The sequence below is a fragment of the Pseudoalteromonas sp. JSTW genome, assembly GCF_013423925.1.
GTDB classification, from domain to species: domain Bacteria; phylum Pseudomonadota; class Gammaproteobacteria; order Enterobacterales; family Alteromonadaceae; genus Pseudoalteromonas; species Pseudoalteromonas lipolytica.
Genome location: NZ_CP058973.1, coordinates 465,488 through 491,747, shown reverse-complemented (window position 1 = coordinate 491,747; position 26,260 = coordinate 465,488). Strand labels below are relative to the sequence as shown.

The following is a 26,260-nucleotide window of genomic DNA, read 5'->3' as shown; positions in this document are numbered from 1 at the left end:
AAGTTTTTAGTGCGTTTAAAGGCGTCACGTATTACAATTGAGACTGTATATCATTACTTTTTATCCAGCGAATAGGTTACTCTCTTCTTCATGACAGATATTACAACACACCAAGCATCAAGACGCCGTTTATTGATCGCGCTAGCCATAACCTGCTCGTTTATGGTTATTCAGATCATTGGCGCCTATTATTCAAATTCGCTTGCTGTTCTTGCTGATGCTGGGCATCTGTTTGTTCATAACAGTTCATTATTTATAGCTTTGATAGCTTCAAGCATGGCAATTTATTTTGCAAAAAACTTTAATGATGGCTATCAACGAGCTGAACTAACAGGTGGGTTGATCAATGGTATTTTATATTTAAGTATCAGTTTGGTGATTCTATACGAAGGTGGAGAGCGATACTTTCATCACAGTGATGGCCATGAGTTACACATCAATAGTTACCTAATGTCTGTAATATCGGCGATAGGCTTTCTGTTTCATGGTGCAGCAGCATGGGTACTGTATAAAGGCCGAAAAGCCAGTATTAATGTGTATGCAGTATTTTTGCATTCATTTTTTGATTTGATTTCAACCGTTTCTACGTTCTTTGCGGGTATTCTGATTTATTTAACAGGGTGGGCAGAGGTCGACATTATTTCGAGCATGTTGATTGCCATGTTTGTATTATTCACGGGTGTCAAAGTTATTAGTCGGTGTTTAAAAGGTCTATTTGAAAACAGCGGAAAGCTCCCAGACGTAAATGAAATAGAGCAAAGTATTGCGTCAGTTGAACATGTTGAAAATGTTCATAATGTGACCGTGGTTCGCCAAGACAAAGAGTTAGTTGTAGGGGCTCACGTGGTTTTAAAGCAACATTGCACTGTTGAAAAGCATGATGAAGCTTGCCGCTTAAAGGTCGAAAAGCTTTTACTGTCTCGTTTTAAAGTCGCAAAAAGCGTGCTACAAATTGAAAGCCATGAATGCCACCATGATATACCATTCCGCAAAAATACTTAATCATTTTGAGTGATTAAACCAGTCGCTACCTGCGTTAAAAATTTCTGATTTAGAACAACTAAATAACTAAATTTTTGCCTTGTTATCAACGCGGTTTTTTCAGCTCTAAAGAGCTCATTTAATCAAGCAAATTGGGTATTACAGTTTGTTTAGGCGTTCGACAATACTTTGAATAGTCTGCTGTGCAATCAGTTCATCGGCTAACATGGGTTTAGCAAAATAATAACCTTGCAGGTCATTACAGCCCATATTTCTTAAAAAGTTTATTTGGTCGAGAGTTTCCACCCCTTCAGCAATACAATATAAGCCAAGGTTTGATGAGAGTGCATGAATAGTACGAATGATTGATTCGTTGCTTTTATCTAAGCCAATGTTGCGTACGAAGCTCTGATCTATCTTAATCACATCAATAGGGAACTGGCTTAAGTAAGTCAGTGATGAGTAACCCGTACCAAAATCATCTAAAAGAAGTTTAAACCCGGCATTTTTTAGCATTTTTAATTGTTTTGATGCTTTTTCTTTATCTTCGAGTAGTGTGCTTTCTGTTATTTCAAGTCGTAACTGAACAGGTTTAATTAAATGATTGCTCAGAATCATGAGTAATCGCTCAGTTAAGTTAGACTTTAAAATGTGCATTGGCGACAAGTTCAACGACAAGTAAAAGTGCGGGTTTGCGCGAAGCAGTGGCAATAACTCAGTCAGAGCGCGATCGAGTGCTTGTTCAGTTAATAATTCTATTAAACCAATTTCTTCTGCAATGGGAATAAATTCAGCAGGCGAAACAAACCCTTGCTCGTTTCTCCATCGCATTAATAATTCAGCCCCATGTATTTCTTTCGTTTTCGCATTAACGATAGGCTGATAATTATTAAATAACTCATCATCTTTAAAGGCATCTTTTAACGCGTTTTCGAGCAACAGTTTTTTTGTCAGCTGATTATTCATTTGCTCGGTAAAGTACTTAAAGTTATTTCTGCCAGATTGTTTCGCATGCATCATTGCTATATCAGAATTACGAATTAAGTCGTCTGCCGTTTTGGCATCAAATGGGTAGAGTGCAACCCCGATACTGGCTGAAATATTAATAGAAAAGTCATCGATAATTACTTTGCTCGCGAGCTCTTCGGTTAGCTTTTTAACCAGTTCACTCAGACTTTGAGGAGAATGCAGATCTTTGACCAACACTAAGAATTCGTCACCACTTTGGCGGCCAATAACAGCGTTTTCAGGCAAAATTAAGCTTACGCGTTGAGTAATATTACACAGTAATTGGTCACCCACAGCGTGACCAAATGAATCATTAACCGGTTTAAACTTATCAAGGTCAATAAACAACAGTGCTGCTAACTTGTTACGTTTTTTAGAGCTGTTTATACAACTATTAATTTTAGAGTGCATTAATGTGCGATTAGGAAGCCCTGTTAAAGGATCGTAATTTGCTAAGTAGCGAAGTTCATCTTCAGCTCGTTTTTGCTCTGTTAAATCTGAAATAACAATAACATAATAGTTAATGCTTTGGCTGTCTTTGGCCACCGCAGTGACACTGATGTGCACTGGATGAGCAGGGCTTTTTAGTGTGCGAATATAGGCTTCTGTTTTCCAGTTTTGTTTAGGTTTAAGTGTTTTTAGTACATTTAAGTATTCGAGATAATGAGATTTGCCAATCGCACCGATAAAGTCTTTAACTGTTAACTCGGTAATATTTTTAGGTGTTGAAAAGGCTTCGCTAAAGCTCGTATTTGCTGAAAACGGTTTAAGTTGGCTATCTAAAATAAGTAACCAATCGTTAATTTGACTAAAGGCCTCACCTAGCACAGCTGCTTGTTGTGCATTGGCTCTTTGCTCTGTGATATTGGTGTAAATACCTGAAATTTTTAACGGCTTATTATCATCATCTGTTTCAACAACACGGCCAACATCTTGGTACCAAAGCCACTCTCCATTTTTGTGCTTTAATCGGTATGTTACATTCCATTGTTCATTATTTAATTGTTTAGAAAATGATTCCCATTGGCTGATAACTAATCGGCGGTCAAGAGGGTGAATAAGTTGCATGAAATCTGCAATGGGCAGACTGTCTTTAAATTCACTGTAGCCAAGCTCCACTGCACAGCGGCTATTAAAAAAGGTTTGCTCGGCTAAGTTAGCCTCCCATACGCCACTTTTATTACTGCTTAAAGCTAATTCAGTTTGTTGTTGAGACTTTAATACTTCATCGTGCGCTTTACGAATCGCTTTTTGACGGGCTTGATATTGCCAGAAAATAAAAAACAAAATGGCCAGTGTTATCATCGTATAACAGGTATAAGCAAGGGGGGATGACCACGTTGCATAGGCAACTTTAAAGCGTAATTGCCTACTTTCAGAAATAATATTATTAAGGTCAGACACTGAAGAAACAGATAACGTATAATCGCCAGGAGGTAATTTTGTGAAAAACACTTTGTTTGTTGTTAGTCTGTCGTAATGAAGTGATGTAGGGCCTTCAAGCGTAACTTTGTACACCGTTTTGTCTTTATTTATAGTGTCAAAGTTAGAAAAACTGACTTCTAATCCCATATCATCAGCGGTCAATTGTAGCGGATCATCAACGTATTTATAGGGATGATAATTTAATTCTCGAGAAAGCAAAGACACATTAGTAATTTCTGTTTTTACATTACCAGGCTCTACAGGTGACGATAAGAAATCTTCAGGAGACACAAGCAGTACACCGCGCGTAGATCCAAAAGCCAACTGGCCATTATGTAATGTTGCATCAGCATCGTAATTAAATTCATTAACGGCAAGGCCATCACGAATAAAGTAGCGGTCGAGTTCTAACGAACTTAAGTCTAAACGGTATAAGCCATTTTGAGAGCTCATCCATAAAAAGCCAAAGCGATCAATTTGCAAGCCAAAAATTGATTTAGCTTTTAAACCTGATTGCGTATTTATGCGGTATTTTACTTCATAGTTTTCGGCATCAAGACCTATCAGCCCTTCATCTGAAGAAGCTAGCCACAGTGTGTTGTTGTAATCAATAATCCAATCAGTGGTAACAAAGAAGGCCGATGGGTTATAGTTTTCGACTTGGTATAGTAATGTCAGCTTTTGTGTTTCTTCGTTATAGCGATAAAGCTTGCCCGACATACTCAATAAGTACTCATTAGGGTGGGTTGGCAATGGCTTTAGAAAACCATTTGCATTAATAATTTCAACTTGTTCTTTTAGGCCTTCTATAACGCGTAGTTCACCCGTTTTACCATCGTATCTATAAAAATCATTATCGTTAATAAATGCGAACTGATCGGGTCCAATCACGTGAAACCCCCAACTTGTATAAGTTGTTAAAATACGTACTGTTTCTTCATCACCTTTTAAGGGAACCAGTTTGCCTGTGAGCTTATCGAAAAGGACTAACCCCATGTATCTCATCACCCACAAATAACGTTTTGTATCTTCGATTTCTGCTTCTGCAACGCCAAAAATACCATACTCACCGTGGAATGCTTTTTCGTCGGCACTTGTTAAATATGCTTGAGCTCGTTTGGTTAGTTGGTTGTATTTCATTAGACCATTATCGGTCCCGATCCAAATGGTGTGGTCTTTATCTTGTACAACAGACCATACATTATTGTTAAAGTTATTGGTGTCGTTTTTTAACTCTATATGCTTAAACCGTCTCGCTAGGGTGGACCATGTGAATACCCCTTGTGAGCGAGATGCTAGCCAGAGTAACCCTGTTTTATCAACCATCATGTCAGGGATGGTGTTGTCGGTCATGTTGAATTTACTTTGATCGAAGCGAAGAATATATTCAACTGACAAAGTTTGACGGTTGAATTCATATAACCCTTTTTCTGTAACTATATACTCACCAAAAGAGCTTGCCGAGTAGTCCCAAATATTTAACTCAGGAATTAATAACTTAACGCTACCAAATGCGAACAAACGTTTGTTATCAAAGGGGATGGCATACATGCCCTCAACAGTGCCAACAAGTAACCCTAGTTGCGGATCTACACGCAATAATTTTACGTTTTTGTTGTCATCCGTGACTTTTAGTTTTTCTGTTAATGGAATATTTGAAATATGGTCATCGGCTAAGTTTTTAGAAAACAAGCCATTAGATGTACCCATATACAAAAAGTTATCATGTATGATGAGGGCTCGTACAATATGCTCTTCTTTGTTTATAGAAAACTCATGTAAGAACTTTTTTGATTGCTTGTGGTAAGAGTAAACATGCTGAGCAATAGCAAAATAAAAATAACTATCGTCTTCTGTTAAAGCGAGTATAGGTGAGAAAAACGCGTCTTCTGGGTCGAGCTTTCCAGCGTAAATTTTTTCTACCTTGAGTGTTTTAGGATCGATAAAAAAAGCGCCCGAAAACTCGGTACTTACAAATATTCTTCCGTCGCGAGTTTTGGCTAACGTATTTATCTGGCGCTGATCGAGAATGTGTTCTCCTGCAAATGCCGCCATTTGGTAGCCATCATAGCGGTTTAAGCCTTGGTAAGTACCAATCCAAATAAAGCCTAAATCATCTTGAATTACTTTCGTTACACTGCCTTGTGTGAGTCCTTCATCTGTTGAAATACGTTGCATTTGCAGTGCATAGTTTTGTGCATACGCGTTAGGAATAAGCGCTAAAAAAAGATAAATGAAAACAAAATGGAAATGTTTAGGCACTGACTGATTAACCCTAAATTATTATTTGCGCAAAACTTTTAACAAAATATAGCACAATTATGGATGTAATTGAGGCCCCTGAAAAGATAATTTAGTAAATAGTCGCACGCGAAACATAAAATGAGTGTATGTGCTATAAATACCTTAGTTAAAGTACGTTAAGGAATGAAATGCGCCATTCGTTTATTTGCCAAAAAAAGCAGGCCATTCTATTAGTTATTGATGAACAAGCAGGGCTTGCTCCTGTCATTACTGACTTTGCCGTTGTTGTTGAAAATACATCAAAGTTATTAAAGACAGCGTCATTATTGGATATACCATTTATATTTACTGAACAAAATCCAAGCAAACTAGGGAGAACGAGTCCTGAGTTAAAGTCCTTTATCCGTAGCACGAATATGTATGAAAAAATGCATTTTAGTGCCTGTGTAGAGCCTGGGTTTATTCATATGCTCGCTGAGTATCAAAGACCGCAAATTGTTGTGACTGGGACTGAATCACATGTCTGTGTGTTACAAACAAGTCTTGATTTAATCGCGGCCGGTTATCAGGTGTTTGTTGTTGAAGATGCAATAGCATCGCGTAATAAACAGCATAAAGCATTAGCCATTAAACAATTGAGTGCAGCGGGTGCAATTGTTACCTGTGCTGAAAGCGTGTTATTTCAGTGGTTAGAAAAAGCGGGAACAACGCAGTTTAGAACTGTTTTACAGTTAATTAAGTGAACTATGTTGCAGGTTTCTTCGTAAGACGGAGTCTGCGTTTTATTTAGTGAATTAGTTTAATTTTTAAGGCTTTAGTTATGACCAGTGTTAGTCGCCTTTTTACCTATTTGTTCATCCTATTATTTTTAGAGTCATTAATTTTAGGGGTTGTGTTTTCTACTTTGCTATCTGGTGTGCTCACTGGCCTTATCTTGCTTTCACTGCCTTTATGGATGTTACACAAACACCCCGACAGCGCATTAACAGCGCACATAGTGGCTGCGGGTTGTATGATGTTTTCATTTTTACATATTCAACAAAGCTTTGGTCTCATAGAAGTTCATTTTGAAATTTTTATATTGATGGCTGTTCTTATCATGTTTGTTGAGTGGCGCGTGTTTATAACCGCTTTAGCGTTTGTAGCTGTTCATCATTTGAGCTTTTATTATTTGCAAATAAATGATGCGGGCGTTTATGTATTCGACCCAGACAGGCTGTTTTTTAGCACCGTACTTATCCACGCAGCCTACGCTATTGTTGAAGCAATTGTAGCGGGTTACATAGCCAAAACGTTACAACGAGAACGCAGCGCTGGCTTATCGTTAAGTAACACAACCGAACAAATCATGGCGAACGAAAATAGCATTAACATCGGCTTAAGAGCGGATGAAAGGCACAGTGAAGCTGTGGCAGGTTTTAATAGACTCTTAGGGTTTTTTTCGCGTGTTGTTGGCGATGTTAAAAGCCAAAGTAGTGTATTAAAAGATCAATCTAATCAACTTGTAAAAGTACATGATGAGTTGCATGAGCTTGCAACAAAGCGTGAGCGACTCTCTTTAGATATTGCTGAGTCTGGCGAGCGAGTAGCAGAGGGGTTTTCACAGGTTGAACATGAAAGTACAGAACTGCAAACACAGTTTAAACACTTACATTTAAGTGCAAAAGAAGCGTTAAATGAAGTTGCTAATACCGACAGTAAAACTGCTGAGCTCGCAAATAATTTGCACCAAGCCGATAAAAATATTTCTCAATTAGTCAGTGCTTGTAGCCATATATCTGACTTATTAAATGAGATTTCATCAATAGCAGAGCAGACAAATTTACTGGCACTTAATGCCGCAATTGAAGCTGCGCGGGCAGGTGAACAAGGAAGAGGCTTTGCCGTTGTTGCAGATGAAGTCAGAAATCTTGCCACACGGAGTAAAAATACCACAGATAAAATAACTCAAACTCTAGAAAGCCTGTTGCAAAACAGTGCCTCTTCTACGGATTCAATGCAAGGCAGTGTTGCACTTATAGAACAATTGACCGCAATTAGTTCGCAAATGAAACAACAGATTAGTGTTATGACAGAGCAAGTAAGCTTAGCTGCTAAGAGCTCAGAATCAGTTGCTCATGTAGTACAAAGCCAAGCGGCAAACACGCGTGCAATTGCACAAAACTCTCAAACATTGATTGAAAACCAAGCCAATGACAATGAAATGATTGAAAAATTAACTGAGCGCGTACAGTTAATTGACGTGAGTATCGATGTATTGGAGCAAGGTATTGCCAAATTTAAATAATGCCAAGTTAGGGGTTGTAATTGCAGCGATAGGGTGGGTATTCGCGGTGGTATTCGCTTTGTACCTTGCTTATCAGCAACAAACACAGGTTTTTGATCCTGATAACAAAATGGCTCAAACTGATTGGTTGCAATCTTTTCACGCTACGATGGGTATAAAATCAAAGGGTATCGAGTTAACCCATGCCGATACACTCTATATTGTTGATGAGAACAGCTGTGTATGTTCAACCCGTTCACAGCCTCATATTCAGAGCTTGTCAGAATATGCTCTAAATAATGGCATTCATGTTGTTAATTTAACGCCTACCCCAGCCCTTGCCAGACTCTTACCAGCACAACCTGCAGCTATCCTAGTATCAAAAGAGCAACAGCTTGTTTACGCCGGCCCATTATCAAAAGGTTTAGCATGCTCAAGCCAAAACGGCTTTGTGGAGCTAGTAATTGCAAACTTACGCGCAGGATTTAATAGTCGTTTTATTAACTCTGATGCCAAAGGCTGTTATTGCCAGATTAGTTGAGATAATGTCCTATAGTGAGTAATGCTTAGACAGTATTGAGCTAATGTATATGCAGGCACGATACTATGCCCAGTTATCGGGCGTTTTTATTCGAATGATCCTGTTGGGTTTACTAATGTTCATACCTTTAATAGATATGCTTACGCAAATAATAATCCATATAAATATATAGATCCTGATGGGAGGAACCCTGTCGCGGGAGCGGCAGTAGGCAGTGGCTTAACTGGGCCAGCGTGTCCAGTGGGGGCTCTTGCAGGTGCAGTCATTGGTGGAACATTAGGTGTACTGGGAGTCATAGCCTATAACGAGATGACAGATGACGGGGATGTTGACGAAATAGAAGACTTCAACCCTGAAGAGGATACAATGGAAGATAATCATAAAACTAAGGATGGAAAACCTAGAATCAAGATTACTAAAGGTGATGGGTCAGAGATTGATATTACAGAAGATAGGGTTAAGAGAAAAGATCCTGCTCCAAACAATCCCAATGGTAAAGGAAATGATCGAAAATGGAATAATCCACAACCGGGTAGTAAGGGTAAGAAAAGAGATCCGCTGCCTAAAGAACGCGAAAAAATCGAAGAACTAAAGCGGGAATAAAACGACAATGAAGACGAATGAACTCATATACTCTTTTAGAGATTATTTAAACTCTTCACTCCCACTAGTAACTCGCATGCTCGCAGACACAGAAGAATACGATGAAGCATTATCTGACTGGATGCAGTCTTCATGGGAAATGCTGGTTGAAACTGCTTTGTTCTATGGGTCAAAGAAATCACTGGTAATATATGGTGACGGAGCAGACGTTTGCAAAGGCAGCAGCAGGGCGACGTTCCCTGAATTGACTGCGACACATCGGGTTGTTTGCCGCTGTGAACTGATGAAAGAAGATTTGGTTTCACAAGTGGAAATCGAAGTTTCAGATTTCGAATTTGAGCAATTCGTGAGTTGGAGTGACGGAAAGTATTCGTTTGATGGATTTCTAGATTCCATCCTACTTAGTAAAGGTAATCAATATTTTGTTGTTTCTACTGACAATGTTGTTTTCGATGTCGCAGAGCTATTAGGGTAATTGTTACGCAAAACTTGTTGAACCACCATCTTTTTGAATCCAAAGCCTCGCACTCGCGGGGCTTTGTTTTTTTCTAGCTCTTGTGGCTTAATGAAAAATTCCGTTTGGTGCCAAATTCAATTGGGTGATCTGCTCAGGGCTGAAGCCGTGCCGAAGGAGTTGGAAGTCAATTATTTGCACTTGAGATTTTTGGCCTTCGCCAATAACTTGATAGAGATTGCCACTAGCGGTTTTTATTAGCTGGTTCTGAGGCGAGATTTCTACTATTTTGGATGTGCTAATATAATCGCCTGTTGCACATCGGTAGGTCATGTCATCAACACTGGTCCCCCATTGAATTTTCCCGACCAATTCTTCATTAGAACTTTGATGATCCAACGGCAACCGTTGATATAGGGCCTTCAATTGGTGCAGATGAAACTGTTAGCAAATCATTTACACTAACAGACCAATATATTTAAAATGCCACAAGTATAGCGGTAGACAAAGTTAAGAGATTTTTGAGGATTAATAATGGCGCGACATGTTAAATTTAGAGCAATACTGTTAGCTTTAGTTGTTTGTATAATCGGTTTTAACTTCATTCTAATTGGTGGACTTTTTTATCAAAATCTATTTTATTCAATGAGCTTTTTATTTGCATTATTATTAATTGTTCGCACTTTCAACTATGTATGCCCTAATTGTAAGAGAAGTCAGGTAATGAGGTCATTCTTTAGCTATAGGCTGCCAAGCAAAAATTGTTACTCATGCGGACATGACTTAGAAAGCAAAAAACACTAGGTAAATCAAGTGAGATTACTGTTGTAATTTAATCCAAAGCCCCGCGAGTGAAGTGACCCTCAATAATTATACAAGCCAATTACTGGGGTCTTTTTATGTTTAGATCTAGTACAGAATTAAAATTTTAGTCTTTAACAAAATTTGGGCTCGATTGAACCCAACTTAACCATCTTGCACCTCTGGCCTATGCTGAGTGGCAAAACATTAAATCTGGAGGAGTTCCACAAGATTCTGTACTTAGCGGTAGTGACTCTTCTCTGATTAGAATCCTTTCTCTAAATTCCTTACCACTTTCTAAAAGAAAGGCCAAGCTATGCTTGGCCTTAATAGTAAGGAATGTAAAGGTAAAGCTTTATTGAATTTGACCTCTTAACTCACCGCTTGGGTTTGCGGGAGTATGCACATTTACATAGTGACCACCCATGGCGAGTACTGAGAAAATATCAGCATTTATCATCGTGCCAGTGCTGGTCATCCAACGGTTCATATCGCTTTCATCTTGCTCTAGGGCAACAAGAACAGGGCCATTTTCACCTGCAACCCCTGTATGAATATGCGCGGCTGAGGCATCGCTCACACCGGAGGTTAAAACTTGCAGTTCTACGCTGTAATCAGTGGTGTTGACTAATGCATAGCCATCACCAAATGCGTCAGTCGTGACCGCTGGGACTTCTTGGGCTCCACTTAATGGGAAGGTAACAAATACATAGTTATCCGTTAAAATTTGACCACGTAGTTCACCGTTTGGGTGTGCTGGGGTATGAATATTAACGTAATGACCGCCCGACGCGAGAATTGCGAATATATCTGCATTAATCATGGTGTTTTCAGGTGTTTCCCACAGGTTAACGTTATCTGCAGATTGCGCCAGTGCTGCAAGCACCTCACCATTCATGCCAATACGGCCTGTATGAATATGGGCTGCTGTAGCATCGCTCACGCCTTGGGTGAGTGCTCTTAACTCAAGGTGATAGTTATCCATATTGACAAGAGCATAACCGCTGCCCGATGCTGTAGTATCAACAGCGGGCACTTCTTGCATACCGCTTAAAGGAAAGGTCACAAGTTGGTAATTATCGGTTAGGATTTGTCCTCTAATTTCGCCACTTGCATTTGCTGGTGTATGAACATTGACATAGTGACCACCAGACGCAAGCACTGCGAATATATCAGCATTAATCTGGGTGTTTTCAGGTGTCATCCATTTACTTGAATCGGTTGGTGATTGTTCAAGTGCAACAAGTACTTCGCCGTTTGTTCCAATTCGGCCTGTGTGAATGTGAGCACCAGTCGCGTCATCAACACCGGTCGTGTTAACACGCAGCTCTAGATTATAATCATTCATGTTGACGAGTGCATACGCTTCGCCGCTGGCATCGCTGTCAACCGCTGGTACTTCTTGAGCACCATTTAATTTAAAGCTGGTAAATGCATAGTTACTAGTAAGAATTTGACCACGCAATTCGCCACCTGTGTTTGTTGGTGTGTGAACATTCACATAATGGCCGCCTGATGCTAGTACGGTAAAAATATCAGCGTTGATCATGGTGTTGCTGGGTGTCCTCCATACATTTGGATCATCCATTGATTGTTCTAACGCGACTAACACATCGCCATTTTCACCAATTCGACCGGTGTGAATGTGCGCTGCGCTTGCGTCATCTAAACCAGAAGTTACCACCGTGAGTTCCACACTGTAGTCAGTGGTGTCGACGAGGGCATAGCCATCACCTTCTGCTGTGGTGGTCACCATTGGGACTTCTTGAGAGCCGCTTAAATCAAAGGTAGCAACAGCATAGTTATCTGTTAGTATTTGACCACGAATTTCACCGCCTGCAAATTCAGGTGTGTGTACATTGACATAATGCCCACCATCAAGCAGGACTGCTAACGTGTCACTGTCGATAGTGGTACCTTCTGGTACAACCCAATCAGTCATCACTTCATCGTCTTGTTCTAATGTGACAAACACATCACCATTAGAGCCTAACTTACCAGTGTGAATATGAGCTGCTGTGGCGTCGTCTACACCCATGGTGACTGCTCGCAAGCGTAACTCTGTGCTCGCACTGTCGTACGAGGCGTATCCGTATCCCATGGCATCAGTGTCATTCATAGGTACTTGTTGGCTGCCGTTTAAGGCGAAAGTAATGATACTTGTTGTATCAGGAACGATTTGGGCGCGTAACTCGCCATTTGCAAATTCTTCGGTGTGAACATTGATATACCAATCACCATCCATTAAATCGGCTATTAAAGCTTCGTCGAGGTCAGTAATAGCAACCTCGTACATGCCCTCACTTGTGGATTCAAAAGTGAATGCAACGTCGCCATTAGCACCTAAATCACCGTCATGAATATGAGCAGCACTAAACCCTTCGACTGCACTCGCATCAAGAGTTGCGCGGAACTGCATTAAGCTTTCATCTAGCTCTACGGTTGCTGTTGCTGTCTGCATAGAGGCATTCATAGGAACTTCTTGTTTACCGCTCAGCGTCACGGAATACGTTTTACTGGGGCTAAATTCCTGAACAGGAGGGGGAGTTATAATTTCTACGTTGTTGTCGTCGTTATCATCGCTGCATGCGCTGATGAACAATATACTGCTTAATAAGAGTAAATATCTCATCGTTGTTCCTTATATATTTTTTTATGTTCGGACGTTACGACGTGTCCATTTCAGTTAGGAATACGGCGAGTAAATATAGAAGGATCAAAATAGTACAATAAAGTAAAAATAATAATGCTTTTTACTTAATTTTCATCAATGTCACACACTTACTTTATGAACGACATGCTGGCTTATCTCGGCGGATATAAAATTGTTTGCGTTAATGAACATATTGCTGGCATTGGATGATGAGCGGTACACAAATAATCATCGGCACAACGAACAAAAAAGATAAAAATTTTCATTGTTCAAAGTTGCAGCTAACTTAGTAAAACATAAAGGGAAAATGGCAGCTGCATTTATTTCAATGTGGCTATGGCTAAAATTACAGCAAATATTGCTCATAATACTATTGCGAACTATTACCGTTTAGATTAATATGCATTTATTAAATGTAATTGAGAGTGGTTTGCATTCATGTATATTTGTTTATGCCATGGTGTAACGGATAAAAAAATCGAACAAACGATTGATAACGGCGCAATGACAATGCGTGAGCTATCAAAAGAGTTGCAGGTAGGTAGCCAGTGCGGCAAGTGCTGTGGTTGCTGTAAAAAAATCCTTAATCGTAAACTTATCGAAATCGCTGACATTACAGAGCAAGTCGCTTAATGTACTTGCTCTTCATTTAATTACTTCTTTTCTTTGCTCCTTACCCCTTGATTCCAGTTTTTATTTGCTTTTAAGCCTTTCATTTATTACGTTATATCTAAGTGTTATGTGTGTATCGTACGTGTTATTTGTTCGGTTTGGCGGGTAAACCCGATGCGTGCAGCGTTAAAAGTTTCTGCTTGTAGCTGTACGGGCATATGCAATTGCACAATCTGACTAAATAACGAAACGTGTGCTTTGTTACAAACAAGGCTTTTTTGTCTCAAAACACATCATGTAATGTAGCGAACTGGTATCACCTGGTCATCATTGGTAGGGAACCATGATAATAAACTCTTTTAAAGCAACTTTTTGTGCAGTACTTATCTTTACTATAACGGGCTGTGCGCAGCTGCCTTCAAGGGAATCTATTCAACCAAGTTACGCTATTTCTGCTGATACACCGAGTACAATAGGAGAGGCTGTGGGTAGTAATCATCCTGGTTTGTCAGGGTTTTATCCTTTGGTAGATGGTGTCGATGCCTTCGTCGCAAGGCTTGCACTGATTGATTCTGCAGAGCACACCATTGATGTGCAGTATTATTTATACCATAGACAACAAACCACCATTTTATTTACCGCGTTTTTGCTGAAAGCGGCAGAAAGAGGTGTGAGGGTTCGCTTACTGCTTGATGACTTATCGCAAGCCGACAGTGAGCTTGATTTAGCAGCACTGGCTGTTCACCCTAATGTTGAGGTTAGGCTGTTTAACCCGTTCCCAAATCGACGGTTTAGGGCTCTGGGATTTATAACTAACTACAGCCAACTTTCTAGACGCATGCATAACAAGAGCTTTATCGTCGATAACCGTATTTTTATTACGGGGGGGCGTAATATTGGTAATGCTTACTTTTCAGCAGAAGATCATTCTGAATTTATCGATTTAGATGTCATGAGCGTGGGTGATATTGTGCCAGAAGCCTCAGATGCATTTGATTTATATTGGAATCACACACTTTCATACCCTGTTCAAGATTTACATGGTGAGCGTGATGAACAATCACTTATCGAGATAACCAAGACACTAGAAAATTATGTAGCAGACAATCAGCAAAGCAATTATGTTGAACAATTACGTGAAAGTGCCTTTGTAAATCGTTTGCTTAACGATGAAATAGAGTTTGACTGGCAGGAGTCGACCTTATTTTACGATCACCCAGATAAAGTAATGAATGATGTCGATGAAAAGTCGGCAAATATGTCGCCTTCATTGTTTAAAAAGATGGGAGAGCCAAAGCGCAAGGCTATTATTGTATCGCCGTATTTTATTCCTCGCGAGCAAGGTACGCAGTTATTAACCAGCTGGGTTAAAAAGGGCGTTGATGTTACTGTGCTGACTAATTCGCTGGCTGCTACGGATGTGTCTGCTGTGCATGCGGGCTATAAAAAATACCGTGCTGACTTAGTGCGTGGCGGTGTTAAATTGTGGGAACTAAAACCAAGTGACCTAGTGGCAATTAAACGAAAAGCAGGCCGAAAGGTTACCGGATCATCACAGGCAAGTCTGCACGCAAAAACGATGACATTTGATGATGAAAAAATCTTCGTTGGTACCATGAATCTTGACCCGCGATCACTTGATTTAAATACCGAAATGGGCGTACTAATAGACAGTGAAAAGTTGAGCGGCTTTTTAGCCCACTGGGTTGATAAAAAGATGCCTGAGTATGCGTGGAAAGTTGAGTTAAAAAGCCCAGATGATGACGAACTAATTTGGCTTGATACCATAAGTAATCAGCAATTTGATGAAGAGCCACAAACCTCGTCTTGGCGGCGTTTTCAAGTATGGTTTATCTCTTTATTTCCTATCGAAGACGAGCTTTAACGTTATTAATTCCTAAGCCCAACTTTTTAGTTGGGCTTTTTATTTTAATCCTTTAGGTTTAACTATTTTGCTATAAAAAATTGAAATTGAGCGTACACGTGTAAGTTCAATATATTCAAGTGCTTAGCGTGCAAGGAAAAAATAAATATAAAAAAATGTTAAAAAAACTGGTTGGACCAATTGATCTATTGTGCAATTTATGACGTAATGTAGGTATTACTGTCTGGTCGGATGAGTTTATTATGAGCTTACGTACAAAATTAAAAAAAGTATTACCTAGTATTTCAATTACAGAACAAGAAGCGTTAGATGCAGGTGATGTTTGGTTAGAAGGTTCAATCTACCAAGGTAAACCTGACTTCGATGCACTTCGTGATGTACCCGCTGCAAAGCTGAGCGCCGAAGAGCAAGCGTTTTTAGATGGCCCTGTTAAAGAATTATTATCGATGATTGATGATTCTGAAATCCAAAATGGCGTTCATCTTCCTGATTACATTCTTGATTTCTTGAAAAAAGAGCGTTTTTTCTCGCTTATTATTCCTAAGTCATTCGGTGGTTTAGAGTTCAGCCCTTATGCAAACTCAACAATTGTTGGCACGATTGCAACGAAGAGTTCTGCGGTCGCGGTAACGGTTATGGTGCCTAATTCATTAGGCCCAGGTGAGCTATTACTGCACTTTGGTACTAAAGAGCAACAAGATCATTACTTACCTCGCCTTGCGAATGGTCGTGACATTCCATGCTTTGCGTTAACGAGCCCTGAAGCGGGTTCTGATGCCGGTGGCATTCCAGATATTGGTGTTGTTAAACGTGGTCAATTTAATGGTGAAGAAGTTTTAGGCTTAGAGATCACATGGGACAAACGTTACATTACGCTTGCACCCATTGCGACTGTATTAGGCTTAGCGTTTAAAGTTGTTGACCCTGATGGTTTACTAGGTGGCAAAGAAAACCTAGGTATTACCTGTGCGCTTATTCCTAAAGATCACCCAGGTGTTGAACTTGGTAATCGTCATGACCCAATGGGCATCCGTTTTTATAACGGGACTACTCGTGGCGAAAAAGTATTCGTGCCAATGGATTTCATCATTGGTGGTCAAAAGAACATTGGTCGTGGTTGGCAGATGCTGGTGAGCTGTTTAGGTGCTGGCCGTGGTATTTCGCTTCCAGCGCTAGGTGTTAGCTCGTCACAAGTGGCATTTAAAGGGGCTTCTGAATACGCTGCTGTTCGTGAACAGTTTGGTTTAGCGATTGGTCAATTTGAAGGTATCCAAGAGAAACTAGCTGATATTGCAGGTAAAACATACCTACAAGAAGCTATGCGCGTACTAACAACAGAAGGTTTAGGCATGGGCTTAAAACCATCGGTTGTGACTGCAATTGCAAAGTACCACATGACTGAAATTGGCCGTGATGTGCTCGATTCAGCAATGGATATTCAAGCTGGTAAAGCGATTCAAAATGGTCCGCAAAATACTTTAGCCAGTGGCTATGTTGCTCAACCGATTGCTATTACGGTTGAAGGTGCGAACATTCTTACTCGTAACCTAATGATTTTTGGACAAGGTGTAATGCGTTGTCACCCATATCTGCAATCTATGGTTGAGTCTATTCATAGTGAAGACAAAAACGCAGATAAAGAATTTAACCGTATTTTACGTAAAACAGTGGGCTACAGTGTCGCGAACAGCTTACGTGCATTCCGCTTAGGTGTATTACCATTTACAGCAGGTGCTAAGTCGTCGTTACCAGAAGTTCGTGATTACGAAAAAGCGGCACAAAAGCTGTCGGCTAAGTTAGCTGTTTATGCTGATTTCTCGTTACTTGTGTTGGGTGGCAAGCTTAAACAAGCAGAAATGCTATCTGCACGCTTAGGTGATGTAATGAGTTTCTTATACGCTGCCATGGCATCAATTAAGTACTACGAGCAAAAAGTAGCAAGCAGTGAACGCGAGCAAGCTGCGCCGTATTTCCACTATGCAACACGCTTTGCACTTCAAAGTGCTGAAGAAGCACTGCACAAGTTCTTAGATAACTTCCCTGCAAGTGGTACGCGTAAGTTCATGCGTTTCATCACCATGAATTATTCGATGAAAATGCCGAAAATTAGCGATGATCTAATTCGTGAGCTAGCAACACAAGCACAAATGGATACTGCGTTTAAGGCACAAATCACGCACTTAGTAACGCCAATTGAAGGTGATGGTCATTACATCAATGAGCAGGCTTACAAAGCGAAAATGGCGTGTCTTGAACTACTTGCAAAAGTGAAGAAAGCATTGCGTGCTAAAACAATTAAACCGGGCGTTCGTTTTGCAGAAACACTTGATAACGCACTTGTTGCTAACGTAATTAATGAGCAAGAATATGCGCAATTAATCGATTACAACAAGAAACGCGAAAAAGCTATTCGCGTTGACGAGTTCGATTTTGATATGAACTTGCTAGACGATAATGCAAAGCCAGTTAACCCACTTAAAAGTGTGGTAAACGAGTAAGTCATTCAACAATGCAAGTCCTCAGCAGTTTTAGGACTTTATCTTTAAAAACCCGTGTTTAACACGGGTTTTTTATTGCCTAAAAATAGACCGTAATTAAGCGAATGGAATAACTCAACATAGCCATGGTACAAAATATACAACAGACCTGCATTATGAACCCCAAGCAGATATACTTTGAATTCGATGAATATTTTCAGTTGCATCACTCTTAAGTAAGTACGATTGTGGAAAAAAGACCTCAACTCGTGATGTGTTGTGTTTATCTTCATTACTAGCTTTACCTGAAAACATTAAAACCTATAAATGATGTGACATTAAAACCTATAAATTATATGACATTAAAACCTATAAATGATATAACTCTAAAACCTAGCGATGAAGTTAATAACGGGTAAGTATCGTAAGTAATGGTTGGAGCGAACATGAATGACATATCACAAAAACTGGCAGCTTCGCTTGAGCAATTACAACAGCTTCAGGAGTCAGGAGTTGTAGCCATTCAGTCAAAGCAACTTAGTCGAGTGCATCGAGAGCGGCTCTTGAAGCATGGGTTTATTCGTGAAGTTATTCGAGGCTGGTACATACCGGCTATGCCAGATGAAAAGCCGGGCGACAGTACATCTTGGTATACTTCTTTCTGGGATTTTTGCGGTGCATATTTGTCACAGCGGTTCTCCAAATCATGGTGTCTTTCACCTGAGCAATCACTTAGTCTGCATATCGGCGATAGAACCGTGCCTCAGCAATTGCTCGTTCGCTCCCCCAAAGGCAACAATAAACCCACCGCTTTTTTACACAATACCTCTATTTTCGATGTTAGGTTAAATTTACCTGATGTTGAGTATATTAAAAACGTAGCAGGACTAAACGTATACAGCTTGGCTTCAGCACTGGTTTATTGCTCGGCTAACCAATTTAAAAATGCACCCATCTTAATGCGTACAGCCTTATCGATGGTGACAGATGCATCAGACGTATTGTCTGTTTTACTTGCCGGTAATCACAGCGTGATTGCAGGCAGATTAGTGGGGGCTTTTAGAAATATTGGCCGCGACCTAATTGCTGACAATATCTTAAAAGGTATGCAGGCAGCCGATTTGAAAGTGCAAGAAGAAGACCCATTCGCCGAGAATTTACAGGTGAGTTTTGGTCGTCGTGATGTATCGCCCTATGTTAATCGCATGCGGTTAATGTGGGCGCAAATGCGTGAAAGTGTTATTGCGCACTTCCCTGAACAACCACACCGAACCATCGACATCGAAACCTACATGGCAGAAGTAGAAGACAAGTACGTTACCGACGCCTACCACTCACTGTCTATTGAAGGCTATCGAGTGACGCGTGAACTAATTGAACTTGTTCGTTCAGGTAACTGGCAAATTGATGGTTCAGACGAGAGTAAAAAGCACCTAGATACCATGGCTGCTAAAGGTTACTGGGATGCGTTCCAAGAAGTTAAAAAAGCCGTGTTAGCAGTATTAGAAAGTAAGAACTCTGGTGACGTATTGGAACAGACGCACAGTGATTGGTACCTTGCCTTATTTGGCCCAAGTGTTGCGGCCGGTATTATTAAACAATCGGACTTAGCTGGTTACCGAACAGGGCCTGTTTATATTCGCCAGTCTATGCATACTCCACCAAGCAGAGATGCGGTACGCGATATGATGCCGACATTCTTCGATTTACTCGCAGAGGAGGGTAATGCAGCAGTCAGAGTTGTAATGGGGCACTTCATTTTCGTTTACATCCACCCTTACTTTGATGGTAACGGCAGAATGGGCAGGTTCATTATGAATTTAATGATGGCTTCTGGAGGTTACCCATGGACTGTTGTACCTATGGAGCGACGAGACGAGTATATGCAAGTGTTAGAAGCTGCTAGCGTTGGTGAAGATATTGTACCATTTACAAAATTTTTAGCCTCGTTACTATAAATCTCTTACGTTCATTAAAGGTCAGATGTTTTCCACTCTTAAAGGTTCGTAAGTAATGGGTGACCCAAAGCTTTTAAGCTTTATTTCGGGGGATATTTATTTTCATAACAGTTCTTTGGTTGTTGATAGCTTTTTGAATATAGTATGGGTGTCTTTAAGTTTAAAGGAATATCATGCTCTACTTACTTAAAACTTGGAACTCATTAAAAAATATTTTCAGGTATTTTTTTGGTATTCATGAGGATAAGGCATTACATAAAAACTGGATTTTTTGGATTGCGGTACTAGTTCCGCTCGGTATCATCTGCTGGTTAATGTATACATTAACGCAAGATCTTATTGCTGATGGGCTGTACAATCCACATGTATCATCTGATTCTCTTGCATCATTTCTTAATTATTATGCATTTCCCATTACCTTACTTACATTACCCCTTACTTTAGGTGTGATGATCAATAGATTTCATTCATCTAAACAGAAAGCTAAAAGCAATCGATTGGTTGAGCAAAATAATATGGCTAATAATTTTTATAACCATTACAAATATTTCAGCGAGCATTGTGAAGCAATAAATACTCGATTTGAATCGAGCTTAGTAACTATTAAACCAGAAGTATTGTACAAACAGATGTTTCCTCACTCTTCAGTTAACAAGAGTGAGAACGAAATTGATATCTCAATAATAACCGATGCATTTAAGAGTTACATGAGCAATATTGATAGCTTTGTAAAGCATACAGAGAGTGTTGGTTTAGAGCCAATCCCAACAGTTATGAATGAATATGGCGAACCGACTTCAGGTCCTTCAAAGTTTTATTTAAAAGAATTATTTACTTACATTTTTGAAATACCAGGCTTACAGGTTACAGCAAATATAACGGTTGAGAGTGAACTATTAGGTCATATTAAAAACACTCATGAAGTACTATTAATGCTAGTTAATTTTCACGGTGCAACTAACAGTAATCAATTAGTAACAAGTTTGAACATTAAATTTGATGAACTTATTCAAGATTGTTTTGATGAGAAGAAAGAGCTTGTAACAAAAATTGACTGAAACTATGATTATAAATCTTAGATTAAGTTATGTGTAAACCCTTTTCCAGCAGCTCCCACACACACCAATTCATTAACTAAGTGCCAGTGGAGGGATAAGTGGGGCTGTTGATAGCTTTAATGACTTTATTACATCTCCTGATGTCGTCAACTTCCTTGCAGGATGGGGTGATACTTTTACCCTTGGGCTAGGCGGTTACTTGAGAGATTCTTTCGACATAAATGGTGTTGATACATCAAGTGATGAATATGGCGGCTATGCAGGTATATTTACTGGCTTTGCTGGTGCTGTTAAAGGTGGGCTGTCCTATGCTGGGTCAAAAATACAAATAATGGGTGACCCCAAGATTTGCTTATTTTTTAATGAGTGTGATCAGTGTAAAAAGTTCAGCTTAGGGATGCAATATTGTGCCCGAAAGGGATATCACCTACCATTGCCCATAGATTTTTCGTTAAAACATGACTGTATGAACGTAAGGCAATTTGTTAAAAAGCACTTTCCTGATATTAAAGACATAGAGCAAGCAGCCTCTGTATGGAGTGATTGTGGCGAAATTATTCGCTGTAAACTTAACGGTGAGGCATGTGTCATAAAAGCCATAGAAGTCCCTCAGCAAATTAATCATAGTCGGATCACGCAAAGTGAGTTTGCATTAGCAAGAAAGCGGCAATCATATTTAGTCGAATTTAATTGGTATCAGCAGTTTAGTGGACAGTTACCGCTTGAGGCTGCAGCCATTCCCTGCTTAAACGCGGTGCAAGAAAATAACCAGCAAGCACTCTTATTTGCTGATTTTACTGCGTGTGGTTATCAACAAGCCCAAGCAAGCTCTGCTCATATTGATGCGATTCTTAGATGGTTAGCGCATTTTCATGCTGTTAATTTAAGTAGCACTGCTGAGGGGCTTTGGCCGCAAGGTAGCTATTGGCACTTAGCGACTCGTCCAGATGAGTATGCGCGAATGACACATTCAAGCCTAAAAGTTGAAGCAGAAAATATCGATACAGCACTTAAGCAGTGTGTATATCAAACGCTCATACATGGCGATGCGAAACTTGCTAATTTTGCCATAAAGCCACACACTAATTGTGTATATGGCTATGACTTTCAATACGTTGGAAAGGGTGTCGGTATTATTGATGTTATGTACTTTTTAGGTAGTTGCTTAAGTGATAAGGCGCTCCATACCGATGCCAGCGCATATTTAGACCAGTATTACGATGAGCTTGCCTTAGCTCTAAAACGTTATAAACCGAATATCAGTGCGGCAGATGTGATTGCGAGCTGGGATGAACTCTGGGCATATGCTTGGGCTGATTTTTACCGCTTTTTAGCTGGGTGGAGTCCCGAGCATTTAAAAATTAATCGCTATATGCAAAGTCAGTTTAACTATTATCTCACTAAAAAAGGAATGTAATGAATAAGCCAATTCGTTTTGCCATAATTGGGTGTGGCGCAGTAACCGAAGTTAAAAGTGGTCCCGCGTATCAACAAACCGATGGCATTGAGCTGGTGGGCGTGACGCGTCGAGATTTAAACAAAGCTCGCGACTATGCACAGCGTCATCATGTGCCCAAGGTGTTTGCAAGCCCCAGTGAGTTAATAAACGATGCACAGGTTGATGCCGTATACATTGCTACGCCGCCCGACAGCCATAAAACGTTTGCACTTGAAGTGGCGGCGGCTGGCAAACCCTGTTGTATTGAAAAACCCTTAGCGCCTAGCTATGAAGACAGTTTAGCCATTGTTGAAGCATTCAAAGAGGCAAAACAGCCTTTATTTGTTGCTTATTATCGTCGTTCGTTGCCACGTTTTAATAAAGTGAAATCGCTTATTGAAAGTGGCGCAATTGGTAAAGTGCGTCATGTAAGTTGGCATTTGAGCAAACCAGCAAGTGCTTTGGACTTATCTAGAGAATATAACTGGCGAACTGATAAACAGATTGCACGTGGCGGTTACTTTGATGACTTAGCAAGCCATGGTCTTGATTTGTTAGCGTATTTATTAGGTGATTTTGAAAAAGTACACGGTTTTTGTGCTAATCAACAAGGGCTTTATTCCGCTTTTGATGCTATTACCGCGCACTGGCATCATAAATCGGGTATTACGGGCTCTGGCAGCTGGAACTTTGCGTGTGCGAACCGCTTTGACGACGTTATTATTTATGGCAGTGAGGGTGAAATATGTTTTAGTGTGTTTGACGAAAAACCTATCGAGCTCAACAACGCACAGGGTATACGCCAACTATCTATTGAAAACCCAACTCATATACAGCAATTTCATGTAGAAAATATGGCTCAATTTTTTGATTTGGGCGCGCCTCATCCCTCAACCGGTGTAACCGCTTTACACACCAGCTGGGTAATGGAACAAATTTTAATGTCTTAATTTTTATAGGCGGCATTAAAAGCATCAACAATCAACGTATTGTCGGGTGCAGGAAATAATTCCATGAGCCTTGTACTAATGAGAGTCTTTATTTTCTCTGTTTGCAATGCGTGTTCAAATAATGCAATGGCCTGTTTACCTTGCGGCGAGGGCGAACAGGCTATGTAACCAAATGCAGCAGGCTCAGAGGGTTCAATCGTTAAGTAACGGATTTTATCAATACCATGTGCGCGTTGATAACGGTGAATGAACATTGATTTATATTCAAAAATAGCGTCAATTTTATTTTCAAAAAGCATGTAGCCAAGCTGAATTGCATTGGCAGCCCCATCTACTTTAAAAAAATGTTCTTCGTGTCGTTTTATAAAATCATCGATTTTAGCAGAGTAAGACCGCCGACTCGTCACGCCAATGGTGAGGTCATAATAATTTACGGCATCGGTTAATGAAATCGAGTTGGGTAAGGTTGGTTTGTTGAATACAATCAGTTTGTTTTCGGGAAAGGCCATCAGAGGATACCGAGTAAAAATAGCACTCGCTTCTCGTTCAGGTGTTTTAAGCTTGTTGAGTAAACAGACATCGGGAAGTTGACTAAGTTGTTTCCAGTCTTGTAATTGGCTGCCAGGTACAAACTGTAAGCTGATTTTATTGCCCAACTCAGTGGCCGCCGCTAACACGAATTCAGTTGCCTCATTCTCGGGACTGCCGTCTGCTTGTGGAATAAAGTCAGTCATTATTTTTACATGCAATGGCTCAGAATTAACCGGCACAGCATAAATACATAATAAAAGAATCGTTGCGTAAAGTTTCATGCCATTCTGATGCCCAATTTTATTAAATGAATTGTTAAGCGGAAGTAGCCGATGTTGTTGCAAAGCGCTTAATAGACCCTGCCTACTGTTTAATATTAGACCAGTTAAAGAAATTAATGCAATGAAGGGGGATTTTTTGCAGTCGAGTTGTCTATTATGCGCTAAAATAGGCGTAATTTATTTCTTTTAGGTTCTACTTATGTCTATCCATGTAATTACTCACCCGTTAGTTCAACACAAACTTGGCCTTATGCGCGCAGAAGGTATTAGTACTAAAAGTTTTCGTGAATTAGCGTCTGAAGTGGGGACCCTGCTTACCTACGAAGCGACTAAAAATTTACCACTAGAAAATGTGCAAATCACAGGGTGGGATGGCTCTCCCTTAGAGGTTGAGCATATCAAAGGTAAAAAAATTACAGTTGTGCCTATTTTGCGTGCTGGGCTTGGTATGATGGATGGTGTTATGCAGTTATTACCTGCTGCAAAAGTGAGTGTTGTTGGCTTGCAACGCAACGAAGAAACCTTAGAACCCGTTCCGTACTTTGAAAAATTAGTTGGCAAGATTGATGAGCGTTTAAGTCTCGTAATTGATCCAATGCTTGCGACAGGTGGTTCAATGATTGCCACTATCGATATGCTTAAAAAAGCAGGTTGTAAAGATATTAAAGTCATTGTTCTCGTTGCAGCACCCGAAGGTGTTGAGAAAACATTGGCAGCTCACCCAGATGTTGAAATCTTTACGGCTTCATTAGACAGTCACTTAAATGAAAAAGGATATATCATTCCAGGCTTAGGAGATGCCGGCGACAAAATTTTTGGCACAGTTTAGGTAAATAGCGTGGAAAATCATCAAACATTTTCGTTAAAAACTATTTTAACGGGGGCGCAAATGCTATTTGTCGCATTTGGCGCGTTGGTACTTGTCCCTTTACTGACGGGGCTTGACCCTAATGTTGCGCTATTCACCGCAGGCTTAGGCACTTTGTTGTTCCATTTTGTGACTAAAGGCCAAGTTCCCATTTTTTTAGCTTCGTCATTTGCGTTTATTGCTCCTATTATCGCTTCAGTGCAAATGTGGGGTATTCCAGCCACAATGGGTGGCTTGATGGTAGCAGGGTTCTGCTATTTAATTTTAAGCTTAGTTGTTAAGTTTAAAGGTGTTAGCGCCTTAGAAAAAGTGTTGCCGCCAGTGGTGGTTGGTCCTGTCATCATGGTGATAGGGTTAGCACTTGCGCCTGTGGCTGTAAACATGGCCATGGGCAAGGCTGGTGATGGCAGTGCGCAGTTAGTGCCTTACGAGCAAGCTATTTGGGTGTCGGGTTTATCTTTGCTCGTCACACTTATTTTTGCTGTGTGGGGCAAAGGTGTTTTTAAGCTTATTCCTATTCTGGCTGGGGTTGTTGCCGGTTATGTTGCGTCTTTATACATTGGTATTGTGCAGTTTAATGCAGTAATAGAAGCCAATTGGTTTGCTGTGCCTGCGTTCACGTATCCAGAGTTTAAATGGCAAGCTATTTTGTTTATGGTGCCAGTTGCTATTGCGCCAGCAATAGAACACATTGGCGACATGATGGCTATTAGCCAAGTAACGGGTAAAGATTACTTAAAAAAACCGGGGTTACACCGCACCTTATTAGGTGATGGTTTGGCAACGTCTGCGGCATCCATTTTCGGTGGACCACCGAATACCACTTACTCTGAAGTGACAGGGGCAGTGATGCTGACACGAAACTTTAATCCGCGTGTGATGTTGTGGACAGCGATTATTGCTATTGTGCTGGCCTTTGTAGCAAAAATGGGCGCGGGTTTGCAGACCATTCCTGTGCCAGTGATGGGCGGTATTATGATCTTGCTGTTTGGCTCTATTGCGGTAGTTGGTTTGAATACCTTGGTTAAATCGGGAGAAGATCTGACAGCCCCACGCAACCTAACGATTATCGCACTTATATTAGTGTTTGGTATTGGTGGTATGCATATTGGTGGTAATGAGTTTAGCCTACAAGGTGTAAGCTTATGTGCCATTCTCGGTATTATTTTAAATGCCGTGCTCCCCAAAGCAGTGCAGACTGAGCAATAGCATGTAAAAAATGATGT

General features: G+C 40.3%; 18 protein-coding genes and 1 pseudogene. 16 read left to right on the top strand and 3 right to left on the bottom strand.

The features are described 5' to 3' along the window. The first annotated feature begins 90 nt into the window (after positions 1 to 90). Positions 91 to 1,002, top strand: coding sequence for a cation diffusion facilitator family transporter (locus GZH31_RS18475; RefSeq protein WP_036972213.1), 912 nt, complete (start codon positions 91 to 93; stop codon positions 1,000 to 1,002). A gap of 138 nt (positions 1,003 to 1,140) precedes the next feature. Here GZH31_RS18475 and GZH31_RS18470 read toward each other — a convergent pair whose 3' ends face one another. Continuing rightward, entirely contained in the window at positions 1,141 to 5,676 is a 4,536-nt protein-coding gene (locus GZH31_RS18470) for an EAL domain-containing protein (RefSeq protein WP_306822760.1), read from the bottom strand. Positions 5,677 to 5,846: 170 nt separating this feature from the next. Between GZH31_RS18470 and GZH31_RS18465 the strand changes: the two genes are divergently transcribed. The 6 genes and pseudogenes from GZH31_RS18465 (at position 5,847) to GZH31_RS18440 (ending at position 9,543) form a co-directional block, all read left to right on the top strand. Then, the gene (locus GZH31_RS18465) at positions 5,847 to 6,401 is read left to right on the top strand and encodes a hydrolase (protein ID WP_180311680.1); all 555 of its coding nucleotides are present in this window, start codon (positions 5,847 to 5,849) and stop codon (positions 6,399 to 6,401) included. Positions 6,402 to 6,478: 77 nt separating this feature from the next. Then, positions 6,479 to 7,945: a methyl-accepting chemotaxis protein gene (locus tag GZH31_RS18460; protein WP_180311679.1), complete on the top strand. Its 1,467-nt coding sequence runs from the start codon at positions 6,479 to 6,481 to the stop codon at positions 7,943 to 7,945. After that, positions 7,929 to 8,465 carry a DUF6436 domain-containing protein gene (locus tag GZH31_RS18455; RefSeq protein ID WP_075593216.1) on the top strand — a complete coding sequence of 179 codons (537 nt, stop codon included), beginning with the start codon at positions 7,929 to 7,931 and terminating at the stop codon, positions 8,463 to 8,465. The genes GZH31_RS18460 and GZH31_RS18455 overlap by 17 nt, the downstream gene beginning before the upstream one ends. 60 nt (positions 8,466 to 8,525) lie before the next feature. Beyond that, positions 8,526 to 8,597: pseudogene (locus tag GZH31_RS20125) on the top strand (hypothetical protein); the annotation flags it as partial. A 108-nt stretch (positions 8,598 to 8,705) separates the two neighbouring features. Continuing rightward, positions 8,706 to 9,068 carry a hypothetical protein gene (locus GZH31_RS18445; protein ID WP_036972204.1) on the top strand — a complete coding sequence of 121 codons (363 nt, stop codon included), beginning with the start codon at positions 8,706 to 8,708 and terminating at the stop codon, positions 9,066 to 9,068. 76 nt (positions 9,069 to 9,144) lie between these two features. Then, the gene (locus tag GZH31_RS18440) at positions 9,145 to 9,543 is read left to right on the top strand and encodes a hypothetical protein (protein ID WP_155950852.1); all 399 of its coding nucleotides are present in this window, start codon (positions 9,145 to 9,147) and stop codon (positions 9,541 to 9,543) included. 1,135 nt (positions 9,544 to 10,678) lie between these two features. On the opposite strand, the gene GZH31_RS18435 is transcribed toward GZH31_RS18440, so the two are convergent. Further along, positions 10,679 to 12,955 (bottom strand): CHRD domain-containing protein, encoded by a 2,277-nt coding sequence (locus GZH31_RS18435; RefSeq protein ID WP_081759754.1) that lies wholly within the window; start codon positions 12,953 to 12,955, stop codon positions 10,679 to 10,681. Positions 12,956 to 13,414: 459 nt separating this feature from the next. Between GZH31_RS18435 and GZH31_RS18430 the strand changes: the two genes are divergently transcribed. From GZH31_RS18430 to GZH31_RS18400, 7 genes are all read left to right on the top strand, one after another. Then, positions 13,415 to 13,609: a (2Fe-2S)-binding protein gene (locus GZH31_RS18430; protein WP_036972167.1), complete on the top strand. Its 195-nt coding sequence runs from the start codon at positions 13,415 to 13,417 to the stop codon at positions 13,607 to 13,609. 322 nt (positions 13,610 to 13,931) lie between these two features. Then, on the top strand, positions 13,932 to 15,473 hold the full coding sequence (locus GZH31_RS18425; protein ID WP_180311678.1) for a phospholipase D family protein: 1,542 nt from the start codon (positions 13,932 to 13,934) through the stop codon (positions 15,471 to 15,473). A 242-nt stretch (positions 15,474 to 15,715) separates the two neighbouring features. Beyond that, positions 15,716 to 17,971, top strand: a complete 2,256-nt coding sequence (locus GZH31_RS18420; RefSeq protein WP_036972165.1) for an acyl-CoA dehydrogenase — start codon at positions 15,716 to 15,718, stop codon at positions 17,969 to 17,971. Positions 17,972 to 18,396: 425 nt separating this feature from the next. After that, complete coding sequence (locus GZH31_RS18415; RefSeq protein ID WP_180311677.1) at positions 18,397 to 19,908, top strand: Fic family protein; 1,512 nt, start codon at positions 18,397 to 18,399, stop codon at positions 19,906 to 19,908. 173 nt (positions 19,909 to 20,081) lie between these two features. After that, complete coding sequence (locus tag GZH31_RS18410; RefSeq protein WP_180311676.1) at positions 20,082 to 20,966, top strand: hypothetical protein; 885 nt, start codon at positions 20,082 to 20,084, stop codon at positions 20,964 to 20,966. A gap of 199 nt (positions 20,967 to 21,165) precedes the next feature. Continuing rightward, positions 21,166 to 22,383, top strand: a complete 1,218-nt coding sequence (locus GZH31_RS18405; protein ID WP_257473707.1) for an aminoglycoside phosphotransferase family protein — start codon at positions 21,166 to 21,168, stop codon at positions 22,381 to 22,383. After that, on the top strand, positions 22,383 to 23,354 hold the full coding sequence (locus tag GZH31_RS18400; RefSeq protein WP_074988752.1) for a Gfo/Idh/MocA family protein: 972 nt from the start codon (positions 22,383 to 22,385) through the stop codon (positions 23,352 to 23,354). The genes GZH31_RS18405 and GZH31_RS18400 overlap by 1 nt, the downstream gene beginning before the upstream one ends. On the opposite strand, the gene GZH31_RS18395 is transcribed toward GZH31_RS18400, so the two are convergent. Then, positions 23,351 to 24,166, bottom strand: coding sequence for a hypothetical protein (locus tag GZH31_RS18395; RefSeq protein ID WP_065979003.1), 816 nt, complete (start codon positions 24,164 to 24,166; stop codon positions 23,351 to 23,353). The genes GZH31_RS18400 and GZH31_RS18395 overlap by 4 nt on opposite strands. A 199-nt stretch (positions 24,167 to 24,365) precedes the next feature. Between GZH31_RS18395 and upp the strand changes: the two genes are divergently transcribed. Next, positions 24,366 to 24,995, top strand: coding sequence for a uracil phosphoribosyltransferase (gene upp, locus GZH31_RS18390; RefSeq protein ID WP_036972148.1), 630 nt, complete (start codon positions 24,366 to 24,368; stop codon positions 24,993 to 24,995). A gap of 9 nt (positions 24,996 to 25,004) precedes the next feature. Continuing rightward, positions 25,005 to 26,243 carry a uracil-xanthine permease family protein gene (locus GZH31_RS18385; protein ID WP_065979004.1) on the top strand — a complete coding sequence of 413 codons (1,239 nt, stop codon included), beginning with the start codon at positions 25,005 to 25,007 and terminating at the stop codon, positions 26,241 to 26,243. Positions 26,244 to 26,260 lie beyond the last annotated feature (17 nt).